This window comes from Streptococcus sp. HSISS2, assembly GCF_000448665.1.
Classification (GTDB): domain Bacteria; phylum Bacillota; class Bacilli; order Lactobacillales; family Streptococcaceae; genus Streptococcus; species Streptococcus raffinosi.
On sequence record NZ_CM002133.1, the window covers coordinates 1,984,763 to 2,002,464 of the forward strand.

The window sequence follows — 17,702 nt, forward strand, 5'->3', positions numbered from 1 at the left end:
CATGGAAAGGTCGTTATTATGGATAATTGTATTTTCTGTAAAATTATATCTGGAGAAATCCCATCATCAAAAGTCTACGAGGACGACAAGGTTCTAGCCTTCCTCGATATTTCACAAGCTACAAAAGGACATACCTTGGTTATTCCTAAAGAGCACGTTCGTAACATCTTAGAAATGTCTGCTGAAACCGCAGAGACTGTCTTTAGCCGTGTCCCTAAAATTGCCCGTGCCGTCCAAAAAGCAACAAAAGCTATCGGAATGAATGTTCTTAACAACAACGAAGAAGTTGCTGGACAAACCGTCTTCCACGCTCATATTCATCTCGTTCCTCGTTACGGTGCAGACGATGGTATCCACATGGGCTTTGATGAACACGAACCAGACTTCGCTGCCTTGGCCGACCTTGCTGAAAGCATTGCTAAAGAGGTAACAGAATGAAACTCGGACGCTTTCTAGCTCTTGGAACCCTTGCCTATGGTGCCTACTACGCCTATAAACGACGTGAAGACATCAAAGAGGAAATCCTAGACCTCAACCAATCACGAGAGAATATCTCTCACGATCTGGACAGAATCAAACGCAACCTTGACATCATCAAGGAACAAAACCTTGTGCTTGATGACATCAAACAAGACCTCAGCTATAAAACACGTGTCTTCCAAAAAGACCTAGAACCCCGACTTAGCATCATCCAAGAACGCTTGCAAAAATATCAAAGTAAAGAATAAAGGTAAGTAGTATAGGCTGTACTGACCTAAAAAAGTTAGACAATTAGTTTAAGTAAAGGATTTAGTTCTATAGTGTACAGGACTAAATCTTTTTAGTTTGACTTTTATTCGTTTGTTGTTGTAATAATCAACATAGTCTACAATAGCTTATGCCAATTGCTCAAGTGACTTAAACGTCTCTCAAAATGTCAAAACCGAATTCCATCATACCGTCATCTGGGCTGTTTCCTCCTCACATGACATGAATGGGAGGCCTTTATCCTCTAGCAAAGAACTGAACTGCACCCCAAAGGTTAGACAGAAAAAATCTAACTTTTTGAGGTGCAGTTCATCTATGGGAGGTATGATTCTTCTTAAAAAGTACAAAATACTTTCTCTCTTATCTTCATCCTTTACATTTTAGGCAAGACCCTATACCACGTTTCTCAAATAGAGCTCAATCATGGATTGACATCTTATACCTGTGTTCTTTATTATTCTTGCAGATCCACTAAAAATTGATTCCAGGATAGCTATTCTCATTACTAACCCGCTATCTGTACTAATTAGATGATCTTTCCAGATAATTCTTAGTCTACTATCTTATCTTTGCAAGTTTTCCTACAAGGAAAAATAACAAGAAGTATAGTTACTTATGCAATAGCAAAATTTATGGCTATTGATTCTTTGTTTTTAAAGATTGTTGCAAATCCTGTAGTTTATTTTTTAGACTAACTTCTTGTTCCTTTAACGCATTATCAAGCCACATAGCGTCTTTACTTTCCTGTTTTGGTTTAAACCGTCTTATAAAATTTTTAAGCTGAGTTTCAAAATTCCAATTCATAGTTGATGTGGTGTTGATTTTATCAAAATACGATATTGCTTGAGAGGCATCTATTGTCCCAAAAATATAATAGAGAATAATAACTTCCGCAAATGTAAATGGCATAACTTCATCTTCAAATTGCAAAAGGCTCTTATACGGTCCACCGTATTTTGTATCATCGGTGACTAAACAGCATGTACCTAGAATTTTTGCTAAAGCAATAGCATGTGCCTCGCCCCTATCTCCCTGATTATACAAAATTTCTTGATATTCAGTATGTTCTTCAAAAAGACGGAGAATCCCTTCTCTACTCATTCTCTCTTGTGAAAATAATTCCAGTTTTCCTGCTTGAATATCTAATTCTACATTAGATAGAATATCCTGTCCATGGTTTTTCAATTCAATTGAATAGACTTGGTCACAAAGATAGATAGAGTCAAAATACTCAAAGAGAATATTTTGACATCCGGCTCTATAAAAATGAATAATAGTATTTGTATCAAGTGAAGCGTTCAATCGCTTAATCCTCCAATTAAATCGTCCAAATTTATGTCCTCTGCACCATCTTCCTGACCAAAAACTCTACTTTGATTAATCTCATCCTCAAAGTCCTCAAGTGAAAGATGATAGTAACCTAGAACTTTTTCCAATGTTTCTTTAGGCATTGCCCCACTATTATAGTTATAGAGTGCATACTGTGAGTACTGCTCAGGAATAAGTATTTCCTCGCTAGGACGGTTTAAAGCAGAACCGCCACCAACTGATTTAATAAGGTTCCCTACTTTAGCTTCTACTTTAGCAACATTTAATAGTATTTTTTCATGTTCATTGATGAACTGTAAACTAAGTAATCTATTAACTACCATTTCAAAGCTAACGTTAAATTCTACCATCATTTTAGCTATATCTCTTGCTGAAATGTTTTTACTATCTTCTATTTCGAAATCAATAAAACCTTCCACTTTTTCTTGCGGCATCAGCAGGCAAGCTGCAAAATAATTTGCTTCTTGTTCTTTTTCATCAGTGTCTAAATCTGCAACAGTTGAATTATTTTCAAAAAAGGCATCCATATTTTCAAAATGGAGAACAGCATGTCCAATTTCATGAGCAAGTGTAAATATTTCCCTTGAAAGTCGGATACTTGTGTTCGTAAAAATAATAGTATCATTGTCTCGTTTTAATGTGAAACCAAGATCTGCATCCTCACCCATAGGATAACGAAAAAGCTGAATTTTTAAATTTTTACAATCTCTGAAAAGATTTGCAATACCATACCTTGTTGTGGTGCACTGCTCTCTTATTTCATTCGCTTTCCTTCGGATTTCTTTTTCTCGTGATCTATTCATTGAGTTACCTATTCCTTATCCTGATAAGTTAATTTTTCATACAAATGCTTATTTGCATAAAATAAATCAATCATATAAAGCATGTCACGTGTCGATTTTTTTTGTTCTCCTGATCTATACGCTACAGATTTTCTTGATCAAGGACTTTCGTAATATCCTTAACAGTGACATCAAAAACCTCAGCAAGTTTTACAAGAATCTCCAACGTCACACTATTAATACCGTTTTCAATACGAGCATATTTTTGTCTACTTATTCCAATTCTTTCAGCTACTTGTTCTTGAGAAAAGGATTTAGCACTTCTTAAATCTGCTATTCTGTTACCAATCTGTTTATTCATTCTCCTATACCATTATATTTCCTTTCTAACTTTATTTTAGCATGATAATGATTCATTTTCAAATTATTTGTCACAAAAACATAACATTCTATTTTAAACTGCTCAAAAAAGTAACAAATCCCCACGAACTATTCATAAAATTTCATTATAATATAAAATAAAAAAGGAAAGCTCAAACTTTTATTCACCAAGAATAGTATTTTTAAAGAAGCCACTTAATAATTTTCTAACTTTATAAAATATATTCAATAATTGTATATTTCAATTTCTTTCATAAACACCATAAATCACTATTTAAAATGTGCATCATTTATCTTTAAAATAATGTACGAAACAAAAAGGATTCCATCTCCTTAACTAATTTTACAAAAAAACAGAGAACGATATGAATGCATTGTCAACGTTTTCTTGAAAATAGAATATATTTTTAACTATTTATCAGATTATTATAATTTAAATAATTTTATCTCATTTTATATTTAAGAATAAATATACAAGACTTTCCGCTGTGCTACAGGTGAGAGAAGCACTATTTGCTTCTCTCACTCGGAAGATTTGAGACTTAGGCTCAAATCTTAGGAATGGAATTCCGTTAGGAAGTCGCTTCCGTCCGTAGCACCCAAGGAAAGTCTTAAATAAAAAAGAAAAAAACAGAGATGTCTACTAACATCTCTGCTTCATTAATCGGATTGGGAGGTCCTATGCTTTTTATTTAGCATCTTTTTCTTTGATAACCAAGACACCATCTTCCATATCAGCTTCTAGGTGTTTAGCATCAAGGTTATCCAAGTGGAAGTCTGTGACTTTATCACGAATTTGTTGTTCAACCACACGACGGAGTGGACGAACACCCATGACTTCATCGTAACCTTCTTCAGTCATGTATTCTTTGGCGGCTTCGCTAACTGCCAAGTCGATTTCTTTCTTAGAAAGGGTCTTATTGACATCTACCAACATCAAATCAACAATCTTAGAAAGGTTTTCCTTGCTCAAGTGTGAGAATTCAATCACAGCATTGAAACGGTTCAAGAATTCTGGACGGAAGTAAGGTTTCAAGCGATCCAAGAGTTCTGGTTTTTCCGCATCTTCTGTCAAGTTAGCTTCATAACCAAAGCCAGCGTTTGAAGTTGCAATAATGACAGTGTTCTTGAAGTTTACAGTGTTACCTTGACCATCGGTCAAACGACCATCGTCCAAAACTTGGAGGAGAAGGGTGATGACTTGAGGGTCTGCCTTTTCAATTTCGTCGAGAAGGATGATTGAGTATGGGTTACGGCGAACACGTTCTGTCAAGGTATTGCTATTGTCATCATAACCAACATAACCAGCTGTTGTACCAATCAATTTAGAAACGGCTGTGCGGTCGCTGTATTCTGACATGTCCAAGCGGATGATAGCATCTTTTGTACCGAACATATCAAGGGCCAATTGTTTAGCCAACTCAGTTTTACCAACACCAGTAGGTCCTACAAAGAGGAAGCTACCGATTGGGCGGTTACCTTCGTCAAATCCTGCACGATTACGACGGATGGCACGTGCTACTGCTTCAACGGCCTTATCTTGACCGATAACCTTAGTTTGCAAACGGTTACCCATATCTTTCAAACGTTCGATATCAGTTGCACCCATTTGAGATACTGGAATACCAGTCATACGTTCTACAGATTCAGCCACATCGTTTACCGTAGCTGTCACTTTATGATCTTCTGCATGGTTAGCAATTTTCTTTTCAAGTTTTTCAATACGAACCTTAGCATTTAGGGCTGCTTCGTAATCTTCTTTAGCAGCTGCTGCTTCTTGTTTAGCTTTTTCTTCTTCGATTTCACGTTCAACAGCATTGACATCAGTTACTGGATGTTGTGCTGCCAAGTGAGCTGCTGTCACGTCCACAAGGTCAATAGCCTTATCTGGCAAGCTACGTTGTGGAATGTATTGTACTGAGAAATCAACCGCTGCTTTCAAGACATCATCTGGCAAGATAACATTGTGGTGTTTTTCATAAAGATCACGGATACCTTGGAGAATCTTGAAAGTATCTTCTGCAGAAGGAGCATTGACCTTAACTTCGTTGAAACGACGAGCTAGGGCAGCGTTCTTCAAGATAGTGTTACGGTATTCATCTTGAGTTGTTGCACCAATCACTGTCAATTCACCACGTGAAAGGGCTGGTTTCAAGATATCAGCAAGACCTTTAGATCCTTGACCATCGCCAGTGCTTCCGGCACCAAGAATTTGGTGGATTTCATCGAAGAAGAGGATAATGTTTCCAGCTTCTTTGACTTCGTTTACCAAGTTTTGAATGTTTTCTTCAAAACTACCACGGTATTGAGTACCAGCTTCAAGTCCAGAAATATCAATTGAAATGATTTCTTTATTCTTGATGGCAGCTGGGACATCACCATTAACGATGGCTTGTGCCAAACCTTCAACTACAGCTGTTTTACCAACACCAGCATCCCCGACAAGGACTGGGTTATTCTTGGTACGACGAGCCAAGATTTCGCAAGCTTCTTGGATTTCTTTGTTACGTCCAATAACAGGATCCAATTTACCTTCACGAGCTTCTTCAGTCAAGTTACGACCAAGCTTAGCAAGGATACCATCTTGTTTAGGTCCTTTAGTTTGTTGTTGAGTTGGGTTCACTGCTTCACCTTCATTACCAGGCAATTGACCTGTTTGACGGTAAATCGCAAATTCTTCAGGTGTCACTTCACGACCGTTAATCATGTAGCGACGGTTTTCTGAACGGTAACCACCCATGTTACCCATCAATTGATTGAAAAGATCATCCATATTATTAAAGTTGTTGTTCATATAATTACCTCATACTGTGTTTTCTTGTGATTTTTTAAGTGTTATTTTTAGTTCATGTGTAAATTTTGACTTTTACTGACCAAAACCCTAAAAATTTTTAGTAGCCGCAACTACTCTTCTAATAATTTCAGGTTTTGCTCTTGGCAGAAGACTGAGAACTTTCACAGTCTTGAATAAATTATCATTTAGCATAAGAGCCACCTTCTTTCTGTGAATCTCTCAAAATAGCTAACTTCCAAGCTTCTTTCAGAAAGAAACCTGTAGATTAAGGAAACCTTTTTCCTTATAGCTTTATCATATACCTTTCATCTGCTTGGGTCAAGAATTTAGTTTTGACTTTTACTGACCTTTTTGATGAAAATTTAAGCAGACAAGCTGCAATCTTTTCATATCGGTATATGGACTGTTTTGACAGCCTTCATAAGGATTTCATTTCCTTATGTTTATATTATACAACATTAGTCAGTATTAGTCAATATCTTTTTTGACTTTTTTGACCTTTATTGTAAATATTTTTGCAGGCAAGCTATAATTACCTTTTTACAAGGATTTAGGCTAGTCCTGCAAGATTTATAAGGAAGCAATTCCTTATGAGACTACAATACACTATTAGTCAGTAAAGGTCAATAGTTTTGTTTGATCTTTTTGAGAAAAGTTTACGAAAAGTCAAAAGCCTACCAGAGGTAGACCTTCTATAAAGCTATCTTACTCTAATCGGTATGCGTCCAAAGTTCTGTTCGGAAAGCTCGGGATTACCTAATTGATAAACCTGATCTGCTTGCTGTGTAAGCATATCCCAAGGCTCTCTTCCGATACGAGCCACTATATCCACAGACTTTTTCACAGATTTGAGATGAGACTGCCCATTTTGAGAAAATCCAAGCACATGAATGGATTCAGGCAGAGGGTTGTCCACAGCTCCGACCAGGATATAGGTCAAAATACGACGTACACGAGCCTTTGTATAGCGTTTAGTTGCTACCTTATCCACTAGTTCCTCCACAGAAGAAACCTCATGAATAGCAGCTTTTAAACGACTGGCAATCTCTTCATTCACCTGGAAAACACTGGTCAAATCAGGGTTTGTAATAATCTGATAAACCAGCAATTGGAAATAATTATCCCAAGAAACCTGTGGAGAAGTCTGAAAAAGTTTGCTATTGGGCATGAACTTATCCACAAAATCACTATCTTGCTTATGGAGACGAAGACTGGTTGCTGAGGCGAAAGATACTTCCTTGTTTGAGGAATGATAGCCAGCCCCTTGTCTCTGGATAGGATTCAGCTCTGTGCCCTTACCAGCACAAGCTTTGGCATAGGCTAATCCTAGGATATGGTTGGGGGTATTGCCAGCAAAGGCTACACCAGCAAACTTTTCCCACATTTTTTGCGTCTTCTGTGGATAAGACAAATCACTCGGCAAACTCTCCACAAAGGCTTCCATTTCCTCAGACTTTTCAGCATAGACATCTGCTATTGCCTGATAGTCTAGGACTTCTTCCGTGCCAAAAGTAAGACTATCAATTCCCAGTCGAGATAAGATATCAACGGCCCCAGCAGCAAAATAATCGGCAGACTGAACTGCCGTCAAAAAGGGCAACTCAACCACAAGATCTGCCCCATTTTCCAAAGCCATCTGAGCCCTAGTCCACTTATCCACAATAGCTGGCTCACCTCGCTGGACAAAATTCCCGGACATGGCAACGATTTTTACGCCTTCAGCCTGATCCAAGAGATACTTGTGGCCGTTATGAAAAGGATTGAACTCAGCAATAATACCTGTAACTGTCATAGGCTCTTATTTTTGGGCCACAAAGAACCAACGTGCACTAGTTTCAGTCGGTTCCTTGTCCTCGAAATCAGCGTAAAGTTTGAAGGATTTGAAGCCAGCCTGCTCCAGCAGAATGTCATAAGTCAAGACCTCATAGGTGCGTTCCTCATGGACCTCATCATGACGGCTAAAGCTCCCATCTTCCTCTTGAACAAAGAAAGTTAATTCATGGACAATAGAATGCGGAGCCGCATCCTCATAGGTATCCCAGAGCATAGCGAAATCCTCAGCATTTTCATGGTAGGAATAGCCAGGGAAAACCTCATCCGTTTGATAGGTTGAGTGCACATCAAAGATAAAGACGCCATCCTCATTCAGTGCATTGTAAACCTCTTTGAAGACATCCCCAACCTCTACTTCGTCCTGCATATAGCAGATTGAGTCCGAATAACAGGTCACAAAATCATACTTGCCAGCTTGCGATAAATCCAACATGTTGCCTTCAATAAAGTCGATTTTCTGTTTGGCAGAAGACGCACGCTTATCCGCAATCTTCAACATATCAGCACTCAAATCGAGTCCAGTTACATCAAAACCAGCTTGAGAAAAGCGTACAGACTGAATCCCAGTCCCACAAGCCAATTCAAGCAATTTCTTTTTGTCCTTAGTCTTTGGCAAATGACGAAGGGAAAAATCCGTCCACAAATCGTAAAGACTATCATCCATAACAGCGTCGTAGACCGCCGCAAAAGTTTCATAAGTAGCCATAAATCAAGATACAAAGAGCGTCAAAAGCACAGAGAAAATAGGAAAATTTCTGCCGTATCGTCAGATACAAAGAAAATTTATCTTTTTCTCACAGCTTTTAGCTCGTGTTCAGTTGAAAAATTAACTAAACACGAGGCCCTATCCTTTCTATTCTATAATGAGTCCGTCCGTAATCGGAATGAAAATTAGGAGCTTGGACTTGGAGGAATCTCCAAGACAAAGCTGTCTATTTTCCGACGATTACAGGACGGGTTCAAATCCTTTCTAAGATACAAAGAGCGTCAAAAGCACAAAGAAAGTTTATCTTTTTCTCACAGCTTTTAGCTCGTGTTCAGTTAACAAACCAAACACAAGGCTCCATCCTTCCTATTAAATCTTTAGTTTAACCAACAAAACCCAGTTGTCGCCAACTGAGTTCAATTTCTTATGCCAAATAAGCTGACACATCCACCATTGGTGCTTCATGCCAGAGTTTTTCGAGGTTATAGTGTGCACGTTCATCTTCTGTAAAGATGTGAACAACGACGTCGTTAAGGTCCAAAAGGATCCATCCACCCTTGTTGTCTCCTTCCACGTGACTAGCGTCAAGGCCAGCTTCTTTCACTTTCTCACGGATGTTGTCGGCAATAGCTTCCAACTGACGGCTATTCATTGCACTCAAAATAACAAAATAATCTGTTAGACTTGTAAGGCCGTACAAATCAAGGGCAACAATGTCTTCAGCTCGCTTTTCATCAGCAGCTTTGACAACCAATTCAAGTAATTCTTCTTTCATTTAATCCTCTTTCATTAAAAAATCGTTTTGTAATCTAAGACATCTGCAAAACGTTCATTCCAAATGTTCTCGTAAAATTCATTAATCGTTTCTGCTGGAATGTCGTCTCCATCAAAGGTTGTAACAGTACCTTCGGGAACAACTAGCTTGTAGCCATGTTCGAAAGCAACTTTAACGGATGTATCAACACAATACTCCGTCTGCATACCGCATAAGACTAGTTTCTCAATTCCTTGTTGATCCAAGTATTCCTTTAATCCAGTCTCTTTAAACATGCTATTGTATCGCTTCTGAAAAACCTTCTCATCAGACTGTCTCTTTAATAGTGGCGATAATTTCCAATCTTCCGAGGTTAGAGCCTCTTCCGTTTCAATATGCTGAATATAGATAATTTCAATCTGCTGTTTTCTAGCCTGATCTTGTAAATAAGAGATTTTCTCTAACAGCTTTTGTGTTTCAAAACCTGTTTCTACTAAGATATTTTGTACATCAATAATAATAAAAGCTGTTTTCACTTACTAATCCTCTTTCAAGTAATGCACAAAAGCGTTATAGGTTTCCAAGGTTTGTGGGAAAATCGGCAAGGCCTGGTGAGCCAAGTGTTCGACCGTATGGACGGTTTCATAGGCAACTGCCTTGTCCAAGGATTGCTCTGCTACTTGTCTAGCTTCCTCTACCAAAGGGAAATTACGGTTATGCTCAATATAATCAGCTACATAGACAATCTTATCTAGGGTTGACATTTCATGGCTTCCGACCGTATGGATTTCAATACTGCGTAGAATTTCGGAATCAGTCAATCCCAAATCTTCTTGGATTTTATAAATCCCAACCATGCCATGCCAGACATTGTTTCCCCATTGTTTCAATTCAGGATCAAGCTTATATTTATCAATAAGCCCCAAGAATTCCTGATCTGGGAGTTCCTTGGCATAATCATGAAGCAAACCAGCCAATCCGGCTTTCTCAGTATCATATCCGTACTTTTCAGCAAGAGCAATAGCAGCTCGCTCAACACCCAGGACATGATTAAAGCGTTTAGGGCTCATGACCGCTCGAATCTTTTCAAGAAGTTCTTCACGAGAATAGTCTAGGTATTTTTCATAGGTCATTTATAGAGCCCCGCTTTCTTGATGTAGGCAAGTACAGACTGTGGCACCATAAAGTTAGGTGTGCGATCCTTCTTAATGTAGGCTCTGACTACACTTGAACTAATATCCATAAGGGGCACATCCACCCAAATAACTGGGTAAGAGGTTCCAGCCTTATACTTAGGACGCTGAACACCAACAAATTGGACCATCTCGATAAGTTCATCAATACGATGCCACTTAGGTAGGTATTCGACCATATCCGCTCCAATAATAAAGTAATAATCCGTATCAGGATTGGCTTCCGTCAAGAGCTTCATGGTGTCATAAGTATAACTGATTCCCTTACGTTCCAACTCAATGGTTTCGATGTCCAATCCTTCGATACCGTTAATAGCCAACATAAGCATATTAAGGCGGTGTTGTTCATCAATGGTCTCTTTTTTATCGACATGAGGTGGCTCATATTCAGGCATGAGAAGAACTTCATCGAGGCCTAACTGCTGACGCACCTGGTCAGCAACAACCAAGTGGGCATTATGAACAGGATTGAAATTTCCACCTAATATTCCCACTTGCTTACGGCCTGTATCTTTGATTTCTTCCTCTAGTTGAACCTTTGTAAATGGGGTTACGAGATCTAATGCCATGTACGTCTCCTCTATCTCAAGCATTATACAACTGACTTAAGGCTAGCTTTAATGCTTCGAAAGTGTTCCTATACCTTAGTTTGTCCTTCACCAAGCAAAATCAGCAACTATTTTTGGATTGCTTTGACCTTTGGTGACAACTTACGATTTTCTTTTTTAGCTGATTCTTTATAGAGAATCAAGATACGTCCAATCTTAAGGACTGTATCACAGCCAATTTCTTCTTCCAAGATTTCAGCAACCTCATGAATATCTTCCATAGTATTTTGGAGTAGGGTTACTTTAATCAATTCACGGGCATCAAGAGCGTTACGAACGCTAGTTTTGATGTGGTCGTTAAGACCGTTTTTCCCGATTTGTACAATAGGTTTAAGTGTATGAGCTTCCGATTTGAGGAAGGCACGTTGTTTTGATGTTAATGACATGTTTATTCCTTTTATTTTTTTGCTGTTTTTCTAGGGTGATGCGGACGCTAGCAAACCTTTGGTTTCATAGCTAATTTCTGAGCCTAGGGTCTCAAAAATTCTGAATCCAAGTAACATAAAATGTTACTTAGATTACTATCACAGCGAAAAACACATCGTTTGCTCATGACGTAAATCTAGGCAAACTTCATGTTCATTGAAAAGACTCTTTTTATACTTTTCTAAGATAGTGACGGACGTCATTGACCTCCTTACGAAGTTCCATGACTACAAATCGAGCCCTAGGTCTCAATTTTTTCTTGCCTCATTCTTCAACTATAGGAATGAGGCTTTCACTTCTACAAAAAGCATGGCCTAAAAGCTCGTAATGATTGCTTCTTTATCTAGCCTTTCCTTTCTTATTCCTTATAATTACTTTATTAAGTTTAAATAATCGCTTTTCGGACGACGACGCCAACGCCTTCTGGTGCCCAAGCGGCAACGATGGTTGGTTGGTCGGCCTTTCCTTGAACACGAATCCAGCCTAGTCCCGAGAAGACAATGTCTGTCTTATCTTTGACAGTAAATTCGTGACGAACAAGTTTTGGAAAATCAGCCAAATCCTTTGGTCCAGGAGGCATGAGAAGACTTCCAACATGCTTATCATAGAAGGCATCTGCACCTTCAAGTTTGGTACGATGAAGCTTCAAGTTATTATCAAAGAAGGCTGTAAAACCTTGCTTATTCCCATCAATAAAGTCAAATCGTCCAAGACCGCCTAGGAATAGGGTTTGGCCTGCATTTAACTGGTAAGTTTTTGGCTTAATTTCCTTCTTAGGACTAACGTACTTGAGATCCTTCGCTGACAGATAGTGTGCCATCTGGTGACGGTGGATGACTCCTGGTGTATCAAAAATGTAAGTTCCATCATCCAGAGGAATTTCAATCTTATCAAGGGTCGTTCCTGGGAAACGAGAAGTTGTGATAATATCTTTATCACCTGTAATTTCCTTGATAATCGCATTAATTAAAGTTGATTTACCAACATTCGTCACACCAACAACATAAACATCACGACCCTTACGGAGTTTCTCAATACGCTGAATCAACTCTTTGATGGCATGATGATTTTGAGCAGACGTCAACATGACATCCACAGGACGCATGCCTTCTTCATGGGCACGTTCTGTCAACCATTGAGTTACCTTACCATCTTTAACGGATTTAGGTAGGATATCCTTTTTATTTCCGACCAAGAGCACATCATTCCCAGAAACAAAGCGTGACAAGCCTGGAATAATTGATCCATTAAAATCGAAAATATCAACAACATTGACAACGAGGGCATCACTGTCTCCAACTTCATGAAGCAATTTTAAAAACTCGTCATCAGTGATGTGGACATCCACAATTTCATTGTAATGACGAAGTCGGAAACAACGTTGACAGTACAATTCACCTGTTTCTTCAGCTTTTTTTATAGAGCTAGCGGGTGTGTAACCAGCCTTTTCTTTATCTTCTGTTTGAATTTGGGCTCCACAGCCAATACAAAATAATTCTTCCATTAAATTCCTTTGTTAAAGGTCATTGGACCATATGCTTTTTCAATCTTTTTCCACATGCGACGCTCACGCCAACGATTAAACTTGGTTACCCAAGCATCTGATTGCACCAAGGGCTTAACCAAAATCGAGCGAATGCCAGCTCGGTGGCTAGCTCTGATGTCAGTCATAAGCTGATCTCCAACCATAACGACCTCGTCACGGTTAAAGTGGTAACGCTCAATCGCTTCATTAATTCCTTTAGTAAAAGGTTTCATGGCACGACTCACGAAATCCACATGGAAATTAGCAACCGCACGTTCAACACGTTCATGTTTGTTGTTAGAAACCACAACCACCGGAATATCAGCCTCTGTCATCTCATCTAACCAAGCACGTAGCTCAGGAGTCCCATCAGGGTTATTCCAAGCAATCAAGGTATTATCCAAATCGACCAAGACGGCACGAATACCGTGTTCACGTAGTTGGTCAGGTTTCAAATCATAAACAGCCTCCACCATAAAATGGGGCCTGTAATCGTCTATACTCATTTTCTCTCCAAAATGTTAGTTTACCTCTTATTTTACCATATTTTTAAGGTTTATGTGTGGGACTTAAGTCCTATTTTTTAAGAACATCTTTGACACAACGGTATCGAAAAAGAGCCACAATCACTTGGGCTCTATCTTTATCTTTGAATTTTCTCTTGTTTTTTAAGGGCTACTAAATCCTTAAGTGAAATGAGGATAACGGCAAGAACAATTAAAATCATTCCAAGCACATCAATGGCAAAGAAGTGGTCACCCATGATTAAGACCGTTAAAATGACCGATGCTACGGGTTCTACCGAAGCCAAGAGACTCCCTTTGACAGCTCCAACCATGGTTGTCCCCTTAAGGAAAACGGTGTAAGCAAAGACTGTCCCAATGAAGACCAATCCAAAAAGTGCTAGGAGATTTCCACCAGTCAAAGAAAGCTTATACTTCCAGGCTTGGATAGCAATCGGAAAGATTAAACCACCGAGCAACAGGCCTAAACCAATGACAATCAAACTGCCCCATTTTTCAATAGCCTTAGCAGGCAATAAGATATAAATTGCATAGGTCACCGCCGAAAAGAGACCCCAGAACAAGCCCAGAGGTGTAATCGCCAGCTCCCTTATCTGACCATGCGTTGCGATGGTAAAGGTTCCCACAATAGCCATGATAATAGCCACTAGCTCTGCTGCTGTTGGGAACCTACGATATTTTGCACATACAAAAGCCAGGATGATAACTGGGGTGACATACTGCAAGACCGTCGCTGTCCCAGCATTAGTGTATTGAATAGCACTAAGATAGGCGTACTGATTTAGTACCAGACCAAAGAGAGCAAATAAGGCGATACTTACTAAGGTTTTTCTATCTTTAAGAGCTTGAACCAATTTGTCTCGCTGCCTAAAAAGACCGAAGCCGTTAGTAAAATACCAGACAGAAGCAAACGTAAACTCGTCAAAAGATTGACATTAACACCATGAGCCATTAGGTATTGACCAGAAACTCCTGAAAATCCCCAGGCAATTCCTGCAGTTATGACCATCAGACTACCTTTTAGCGTCTTTGACATAGTCGCCTCCCAAATCTATTTGTTTCTGTTATTGTAACACAAAAAGGTCGAAACAAAACGGTTTCGACCTTTATCTATTCATTCGACCTTTATAAACTTATTCTGGTTGAACCAAGATTTTAATTTGAGATTTATCTTGGGTTAATTCAACAAAACCTTCTTCAACGATATTCTCCAATTTAATTTTCTTAGTAACCAATTTATCAGCAGGGAAGTAGCCTTGTTCCATCAATTCCAAAACTTTAGGGAAGATGTGACGGTAGGCAATAATTCCTTTGAGAGATTTTTCTTGGATGGCGAATTCATTTGGATTGATGCTGGCTTCACGTTCCCAGATAGATACGACCATACATTCCCCAGCTTTATGAACAGCTGCAAGGGCTTGGCCTAAAACAACCGGAACCCCAGTAACTTCGTAAGAAACATCTGCTCCACCTCCTGTCAAACGATGGATAGCCTCTACGACTGTTTCCCCTTCTTCTGGGCAAACAACAATTGCTCCCAATTCTTCTGCTTTCGCTTGACGTTCAGGAGACAATTCAACCGCATAGATTTTTGATGCGCCTGCTGCACGAAGGGCTTCAACAATCAAAAGACCAATTGGACCCAAGCCAAAGATAACAGCTGTATCCCCAGCTTTCAAAGCAGATTGACGGACTGCATACACAGCTACAGCAGCAGGTTCTGTAAGAGCAGCTTGTTCATAGCTCAAGCTATCTGGAATCACATGGACAAGATCACCATCAAGGACACAGTATTTCGCAAAACCACCATCTGCAGCGAGGCCGACGAAGTTCAAGTTTGGATCAAGGTTATAATCACCAATCAAGTTGTGCTCTGCAAGAATTGGTTCGATGGTTACACGATCGCCAACTTTGACACGAGTCACATTACTTCCGACTTCTACAATCTCACCAGAGAATTCATGTCCCAAAGTAACCGGTGCTTTTTGACCAGAATACACATGTTCTTCTGTTGGAATGAAGATTGGTCCATCCAAATATTCATGCAAATCTGTACCACAGATTCCTGTGAACTTGACTGCCACTTTTACTTGATGAGGCTGTACTTCAGGTACTTCCACTTCTTCGATACGAACGTCTTTCGCTGCATGCCAGCGAGCTGCTTTCATAGTAGCCATATGATGATCTCCTTGTTTTCACTATTTTTGGTTTTCTTTTCAGGAAACATTATACATCAAATTGTAAACGTTTTCTTTTTACTTGTCAAGGAAAACTGGACAAAAGAGATTAGGGAAGCACCCCATAAGATACTTCCCTAATCTCAACTTTATTTGTGTTATTTCTTTTTGATTCGAGACACCTCTAGCCACCAACCTACAACCCAGCCAAGGACTAAAAGATAATTTTCAAGTGCACCTATGGCGTTGACTGAGTGATGATGTTGAAGATAGCTAAGGAAATGATTAGTCCCAATCCCGAGGCCTCCAATAATCAAAGCTATCAGTACAGCTCTCAAATAAAACCAATCGTATTTGAGATTAACGGCAATCAGGATGACAAGGACTGCCACATTCCAGATACCAATCTCCCTCTGCCAGCCAACTGAAATACCGTACCCCGAATGACTTCCCATATAAGTTGGGAAGAACAGCTGAAAAATAATAGCACCAGTCATGGCGAGAATGACGAGGATAAATAGGACTCTTAAGAATTTGTTCATGGGGTTGCTCCTAAACTCTTTTTTTAATGTTCCCAACTAGTCTAACACAAATATTGCAGATAAAAACCAACCTCTCGGCTGGTTCTTTATCTATTATTCTTCTTTCAACTTCGCCAATTCTTGGGCAAGTAGCTTGAGGGCTACTTGTGGGTTGGCTTGGCCTTTGGTTGCTTTCATGAGGAAGCCTGTGAAGGCCTTGTCCGCATTCCGTTTCCCTGACTTGAAGTCGGCTACGGCTGCTTCATTATCTGCGAAGACTTGGTGGATGATTGGAATCAAGACTTCAGGGTCTGAAATCTGTACCAATCCGGCTTTTTCGACGTATTCACGCGCACCGCCACCGTTTTTCGCCAAATGAACGAAGACTTTCTTGGCGATCTTAGAAGAAATCGTTCCATCTTCGATGATGGCAATCATTTCGACCAAGTTTTCTGGTGTCAATTGGATTTCTTCCAGCGTCTTGCCTTCTGCATTCAAGAATTGTGCGACTTCACCTTGGAGCCAGTTAGAGACTTGTTTGGCATCGCCACCAAGGGCTACGGCTGCTTCAAAGAAGTCAGAAGTGACTTTCGTCGCTGTCAATTGGTTGGCATCATAGTCAGACAAGCCAAGCTCTGCCACATAGCGAGCACGACGGTCTTTTGGAAATTCTGGCAATTCTGTGCGCATTTCCTCAATCCAATCATCTGAGATTTCAAACAAGGGAAGATCTGGTTCTGGGAAGTAACGGTAATCTGCCGCTCCTTCTTTGACACGCATGAGAATGGTGCTCTTGTGGGCTTCATCGTAACGGCGTGTTTCTTGACGAATGACACCACCTGAGCGCAAGATTTTCGCTTGGCGTTGCACTTCGTATTCAAGACCTTTGCGGACGTTTGAGAAGGAGTTCAAGTTCTTCAACTCCGTCTTGGTTCCAAACTCCTCTTGACCGTATGGGCGAAGGGAAATGTTGGCATCGACCCGCATCGATCCTTCTTCCATCTTGACGTCAGAAATACCTGTATATTGGATGACTTCTTTCAATGCTGTCAAATAAGCATAGGCTTCTTCAGGAGAACGTATATCTGCTTCAGATACGATTTCAATCAATGGCACCCCTTGACGGTTCAGGTCTACATAAGAGAAACCGTCTGGGCTGTGGGTATTCTTACCGGCATCTTCTTCCAAGTGGGCCCGTTCAATCCCGATTTTCTTAGTTGAGCCGTCTTCTAGTTGCACTTCAATCCACCCATTGTAACCGATAGGCTCATCAAATTGCGAAATTTGGTAGGCCTTTGGATTATCAGGGTAGAAGTAGTTCTTGCGGTCAAAGTGCATGTGTTGGTGGATATCCATATTCAGGGCCAAAGCAGCCTTAATACCAGCGTCCACAACACCATTG

18 protein-coding genes and 2 pseudogenes are annotated in these 17,702 nt (G+C 39.8%); 2 read left to right on the plus strand and 18 right to left on the minus strand.

The window, feature by feature from the left end; translation table 11 throughout:
• Positions 1 to 18 precede the first annotated feature (18 nt).
• Entirely contained in the window at positions 19 to 438 is a 420-nt protein-coding gene (locus HSISS2_RS08575; RefSeq protein WP_021146356.1) for an HIT family protein, read from the plus strand.
• The gene (locus HSISS2_RS08580; RefSeq protein WP_021146357.1) at positions 435 to 728 is read left to right on the plus strand and encodes a hypothetical protein; all 294 of its coding nucleotides are present in this window, start codon (positions 435 to 437) and stop codon (positions 726 to 728) included. The genes HSISS2_RS08575 and HSISS2_RS08580 overlap by 4 nt, the downstream gene beginning before the upstream one ends.
• Positions 729 to 776: 48 nt before the next feature.
• Here the strand turns inward: HSISS2_RS08580 and HSISS2_RS11085 are convergent.
• The 18 genes and pseudogenes from HSISS2_RS11085 to gatB form a co-directional block, all read right to left on the minus strand.
• Positions 777 to 957 (minus strand): annotated as a pseudogene (locus HSISS2_RS11085) (IS3 family transposase); the annotation flags it as partial.
• A 426-nt stretch (positions 958 to 1,383) separates the two neighbouring features.
• Positions 1,384 to 2,049, minus strand: a complete 666-nt coding sequence (locus HSISS2_RS08585) for a PIN domain-containing protein (protein ID WP_021146358.1) — start codon at positions 2,047 to 2,049, stop codon at positions 1,384 to 1,386.
• On the minus strand, positions 2,046 to 2,879 hold the full coding sequence (locus tag HSISS2_RS08590) for an ImmA/IrrE family metallo-endopeptidase (RefSeq protein WP_021146359.1): 834 nt from the start codon (positions 2,877 to 2,879) through the stop codon (positions 2,046 to 2,048). Before HSISS2_RS08590 ends, HSISS2_RS08585 begins: the two co-directional genes overlap by 4 nt.
• 121 nt (positions 2,880 to 3,000) lie before the next feature.
• Complete coding sequence (locus HSISS2_RS08595) at positions 3,001 to 3,219, minus strand: helix-turn-helix transcriptional regulator (protein ID WP_021146360.1); 219 nt, start codon at positions 3,217 to 3,219, stop codon at positions 3,001 to 3,003.
• Positions 3,220 to 3,927: 708 nt separating this feature from the next.
• Positions 3,928 to 6,033 (minus strand): AAA family ATPase, encoded by a 2,106-nt coding sequence (locus HSISS2_RS08600; RefSeq protein ID WP_008535395.1) that lies wholly within the window; start codon positions 6,031 to 6,033, stop codon positions 3,928 to 3,930.
• A gap of 700 nt (positions 6,034 to 6,733) precedes the next feature.
• On the minus strand, positions 6,734 to 7,825 hold the full coding sequence (locus tag HSISS2_RS08605) for a nucleotidyltransferase (protein ID WP_021146361.1): 1,092 nt from the start codon (positions 7,823 to 7,825) through the stop codon (positions 6,734 to 6,736).
• A 6-nt stretch (positions 7,826 to 7,831) separates the two neighbouring features.
• Complete coding sequence (locus HSISS2_RS08610; protein WP_021146362.1) at positions 7,832 to 8,572, minus strand: class I SAM-dependent methyltransferase; 741 nt, start codon at positions 8,570 to 8,572, stop codon at positions 7,832 to 7,834.
• Between the two features lie 424 nt (positions 8,573 to 8,996).
• Positions 8,997 to 9,347: a ribosome silencing factor gene (gene rsfS, locus HSISS2_RS08615; protein WP_008535401.1), complete on the minus strand. Its 351-nt coding sequence runs from the start codon at positions 9,345 to 9,347 to the stop codon at positions 8,997 to 8,999.
• A 14-nt stretch (positions 9,348 to 9,361) separates the two neighbouring features.
• Positions 9,362 to 9,862 carry a cysteine hydrolase family protein gene (locus tag HSISS2_RS08620; protein WP_008535402.1) on the minus strand — a complete coding sequence of 167 codons (501 nt, stop codon included), beginning with the start codon at positions 9,860 to 9,862 and terminating at the stop codon, positions 9,362 to 9,364.
• A gap of 3 nt (positions 9,863 to 9,865) precedes the next feature.
• The gene (gene yqeK / locus HSISS2_RS08625) at positions 9,866 to 10,459 is read right to left on the minus strand and encodes a bis(5'-nucleosyl)-tetraphosphatase (symmetrical) YqeK (protein WP_021146363.1); all 594 of its coding nucleotides are present in this window, start codon (positions 10,457 to 10,459) and stop codon (positions 9,866 to 9,868) included.
• Positions 10,456 to 11,088: a nicotinate-nucleotide adenylyltransferase gene (locus HSISS2_RS08630; protein ID WP_021146364.1), complete on the minus strand. Its 633-nt coding sequence runs from the start codon at positions 11,086 to 11,088 to the stop codon at positions 10,456 to 10,458. Before HSISS2_RS08630 ends, yqeK begins: the two co-directional genes overlap by 4 nt.
• Before the next feature lie 107 nt (positions 11,089 to 11,195).
• Positions 11,196 to 11,513 (minus strand): ribosome assembly RNA-binding protein YhbY, encoded by a 318-nt coding sequence (gene yhbY / locus HSISS2_RS08635; RefSeq protein WP_002884193.1) that lies wholly within the window; start codon positions 11,511 to 11,513, stop codon positions 11,196 to 11,198.
• A gap of 425 nt (positions 11,514 to 11,938) precedes the next feature.
• Positions 11,939 to 13,057 carry a ribosome biogenesis GTPase YqeH gene (yqeH, locus tag HSISS2_RS08640; protein ID WP_021146365.1) on the minus strand — a complete coding sequence of 373 codons (1,119 nt, stop codon included), beginning with the start codon at positions 13,055 to 13,057 and terminating at the stop codon, positions 11,939 to 11,941.
• A complete protein-coding gene (locus HSISS2_RS08645) occupies positions 13,057 to 13,584 on the minus strand; it encodes a YqeG family HAD IIIA-type phosphatase (protein WP_002884676.1) in 528 nt (175 codons plus the stop codon). The genes yqeH and HSISS2_RS08645 overlap by 1 nt, the downstream gene beginning before the upstream one ends.
• Before the next feature lie 137 nt (positions 13,585 to 13,721).
• Positions 13,722 to 14,638, minus strand: a pseudogene (locus HSISS2_RS08650) (DMT family transporter).
• Between the two features lie 97 nt (positions 14,639 to 14,735).
• Positions 14,736 to 15,779 carry a 2,3-butanediol dehydrogenase gene (locus HSISS2_RS08655; protein WP_021146368.1) on the minus strand — a complete coding sequence of 348 codons (1,044 nt, stop codon included), beginning with the start codon at positions 15,777 to 15,779 and terminating at the stop codon, positions 14,736 to 14,738.
• A 158-nt stretch (positions 15,780 to 15,937) separates the two neighbouring features.
• The gene (locus HSISS2_RS08660) at positions 15,938 to 16,321 is read right to left on the minus strand and encodes a hypothetical protein (RefSeq protein WP_021146370.1); all 384 of its coding nucleotides are present in this window, start codon (positions 16,319 to 16,321) and stop codon (positions 15,938 to 15,940) included.
• A gap of 93 nt (positions 16,322 to 16,414) precedes the next feature.
• Positions 16,415 to 17,702 (minus strand): Asp-tRNA(Asn)/Glu-tRNA(Gln) amidotransferase subunit GatB (gene gatB / locus HSISS2_RS08665; protein WP_134981537.1); only part of this gene is annotated, 1,288 nt, incomplete at its 5' end.

Bases quoted from the DNA above. Each gene is read 5' to 3' on its own strand.
- HSISS2_RS08575 (WP_021146356.1), top strand. From the start codon at position 19: ATGGATAATTGTATTTTCTGTAAAATTATATCTGGAGAAATCCCATCA.
- HSISS2_RS08580 (WP_021146357.1), top strand. From the start codon at position 435: ATGAAACTCGGACGCTTTCTAGCTCTTGGAACCCTTGCCTATGGTGCC.
- HSISS2_RS08590 (WP_021146359.1), bottom strand. From the start codon at position 2,879: ATGAATAGATCACGAGAAAAAGAAATCCGAAGGAAAGCGAATGAAATA.
- HSISS2_RS08595 (WP_021146360.1), bottom strand. From the start codon at position 3,219: ATGAATAAACAGATTGGTAACAGAATAGCAGATTTAAGAAGTGCTAAA.
- HSISS2_RS08600 (WP_008535395.1), bottom strand. From the start codon at position 6,033: ATGAACAACAACTTTAATAATATGGATGATCTTTTCAATCAATTGATG.
- HSISS2_RS08605 (WP_021146361.1), bottom strand. From the start codon at position 7,825: ATGACAGTTACAGGTATTATTGCTGAGTTCAATCCTTTTCATAACGGC.
- HSISS2_RS08610 (WP_021146362.1), bottom strand. From the start codon at position 8,572: ATGGCTACTTATGAAACTTTTGCGGCGGTCTACGACGCTGTTATGGAT.
- rsfS (WP_008535401.1), bottom strand. From the start codon at position 9,347: ATGAAAGAAGAATTACTTGAATTGGTTGTCAAAGCTGCTGATGAAAAG.
- yqeK (WP_021146363.1), bottom strand. From the start codon at position 10,459: ATGACCTATGAAAAATACCTAGACTATTCTCGTGAAGAACTTCTTGAA.
- HSISS2_RS08630 (WP_021146364.1), bottom strand. From the start codon at position 11,088: ATGGCATTAGATCTCGTAACCCCATTTACAAAGGTTCAACTAGAGGAA.
- yhbY (WP_002884193.1), bottom strand. From the start codon at position 11,513: ATGTCATTAACATCAAAACAACGTGCCTTCCTCAAATCGGAAGCTCAT.
- yqeH (WP_021146365.1), bottom strand. From the start codon at position 13,057: ATGGAAGAATTATTTTGTATTGGCTGTGGAGCCCAAATTCAAACAGAA.
- HSISS2_RS08645 (WP_002884676.1), bottom strand. From the start codon at position 13,584: ATGAGTATAGACGATTACAGGCCCCATTTTATGGTGGAGGCTGTTTAT.
- HSISS2_RS08655 (WP_021146368.1), bottom strand. From the start codon at position 15,779: ATGGCTACTATGAAAGCAGCTCGCTGGCATGCAGCGAAAGACGTTCGT.
- HSISS2_RS08660 (WP_021146370.1), bottom strand. From the start codon at position 16,321: ATGAACAAATTCTTAAGAGTCCTATTTATCCTCGTCATTCTCGCCATG.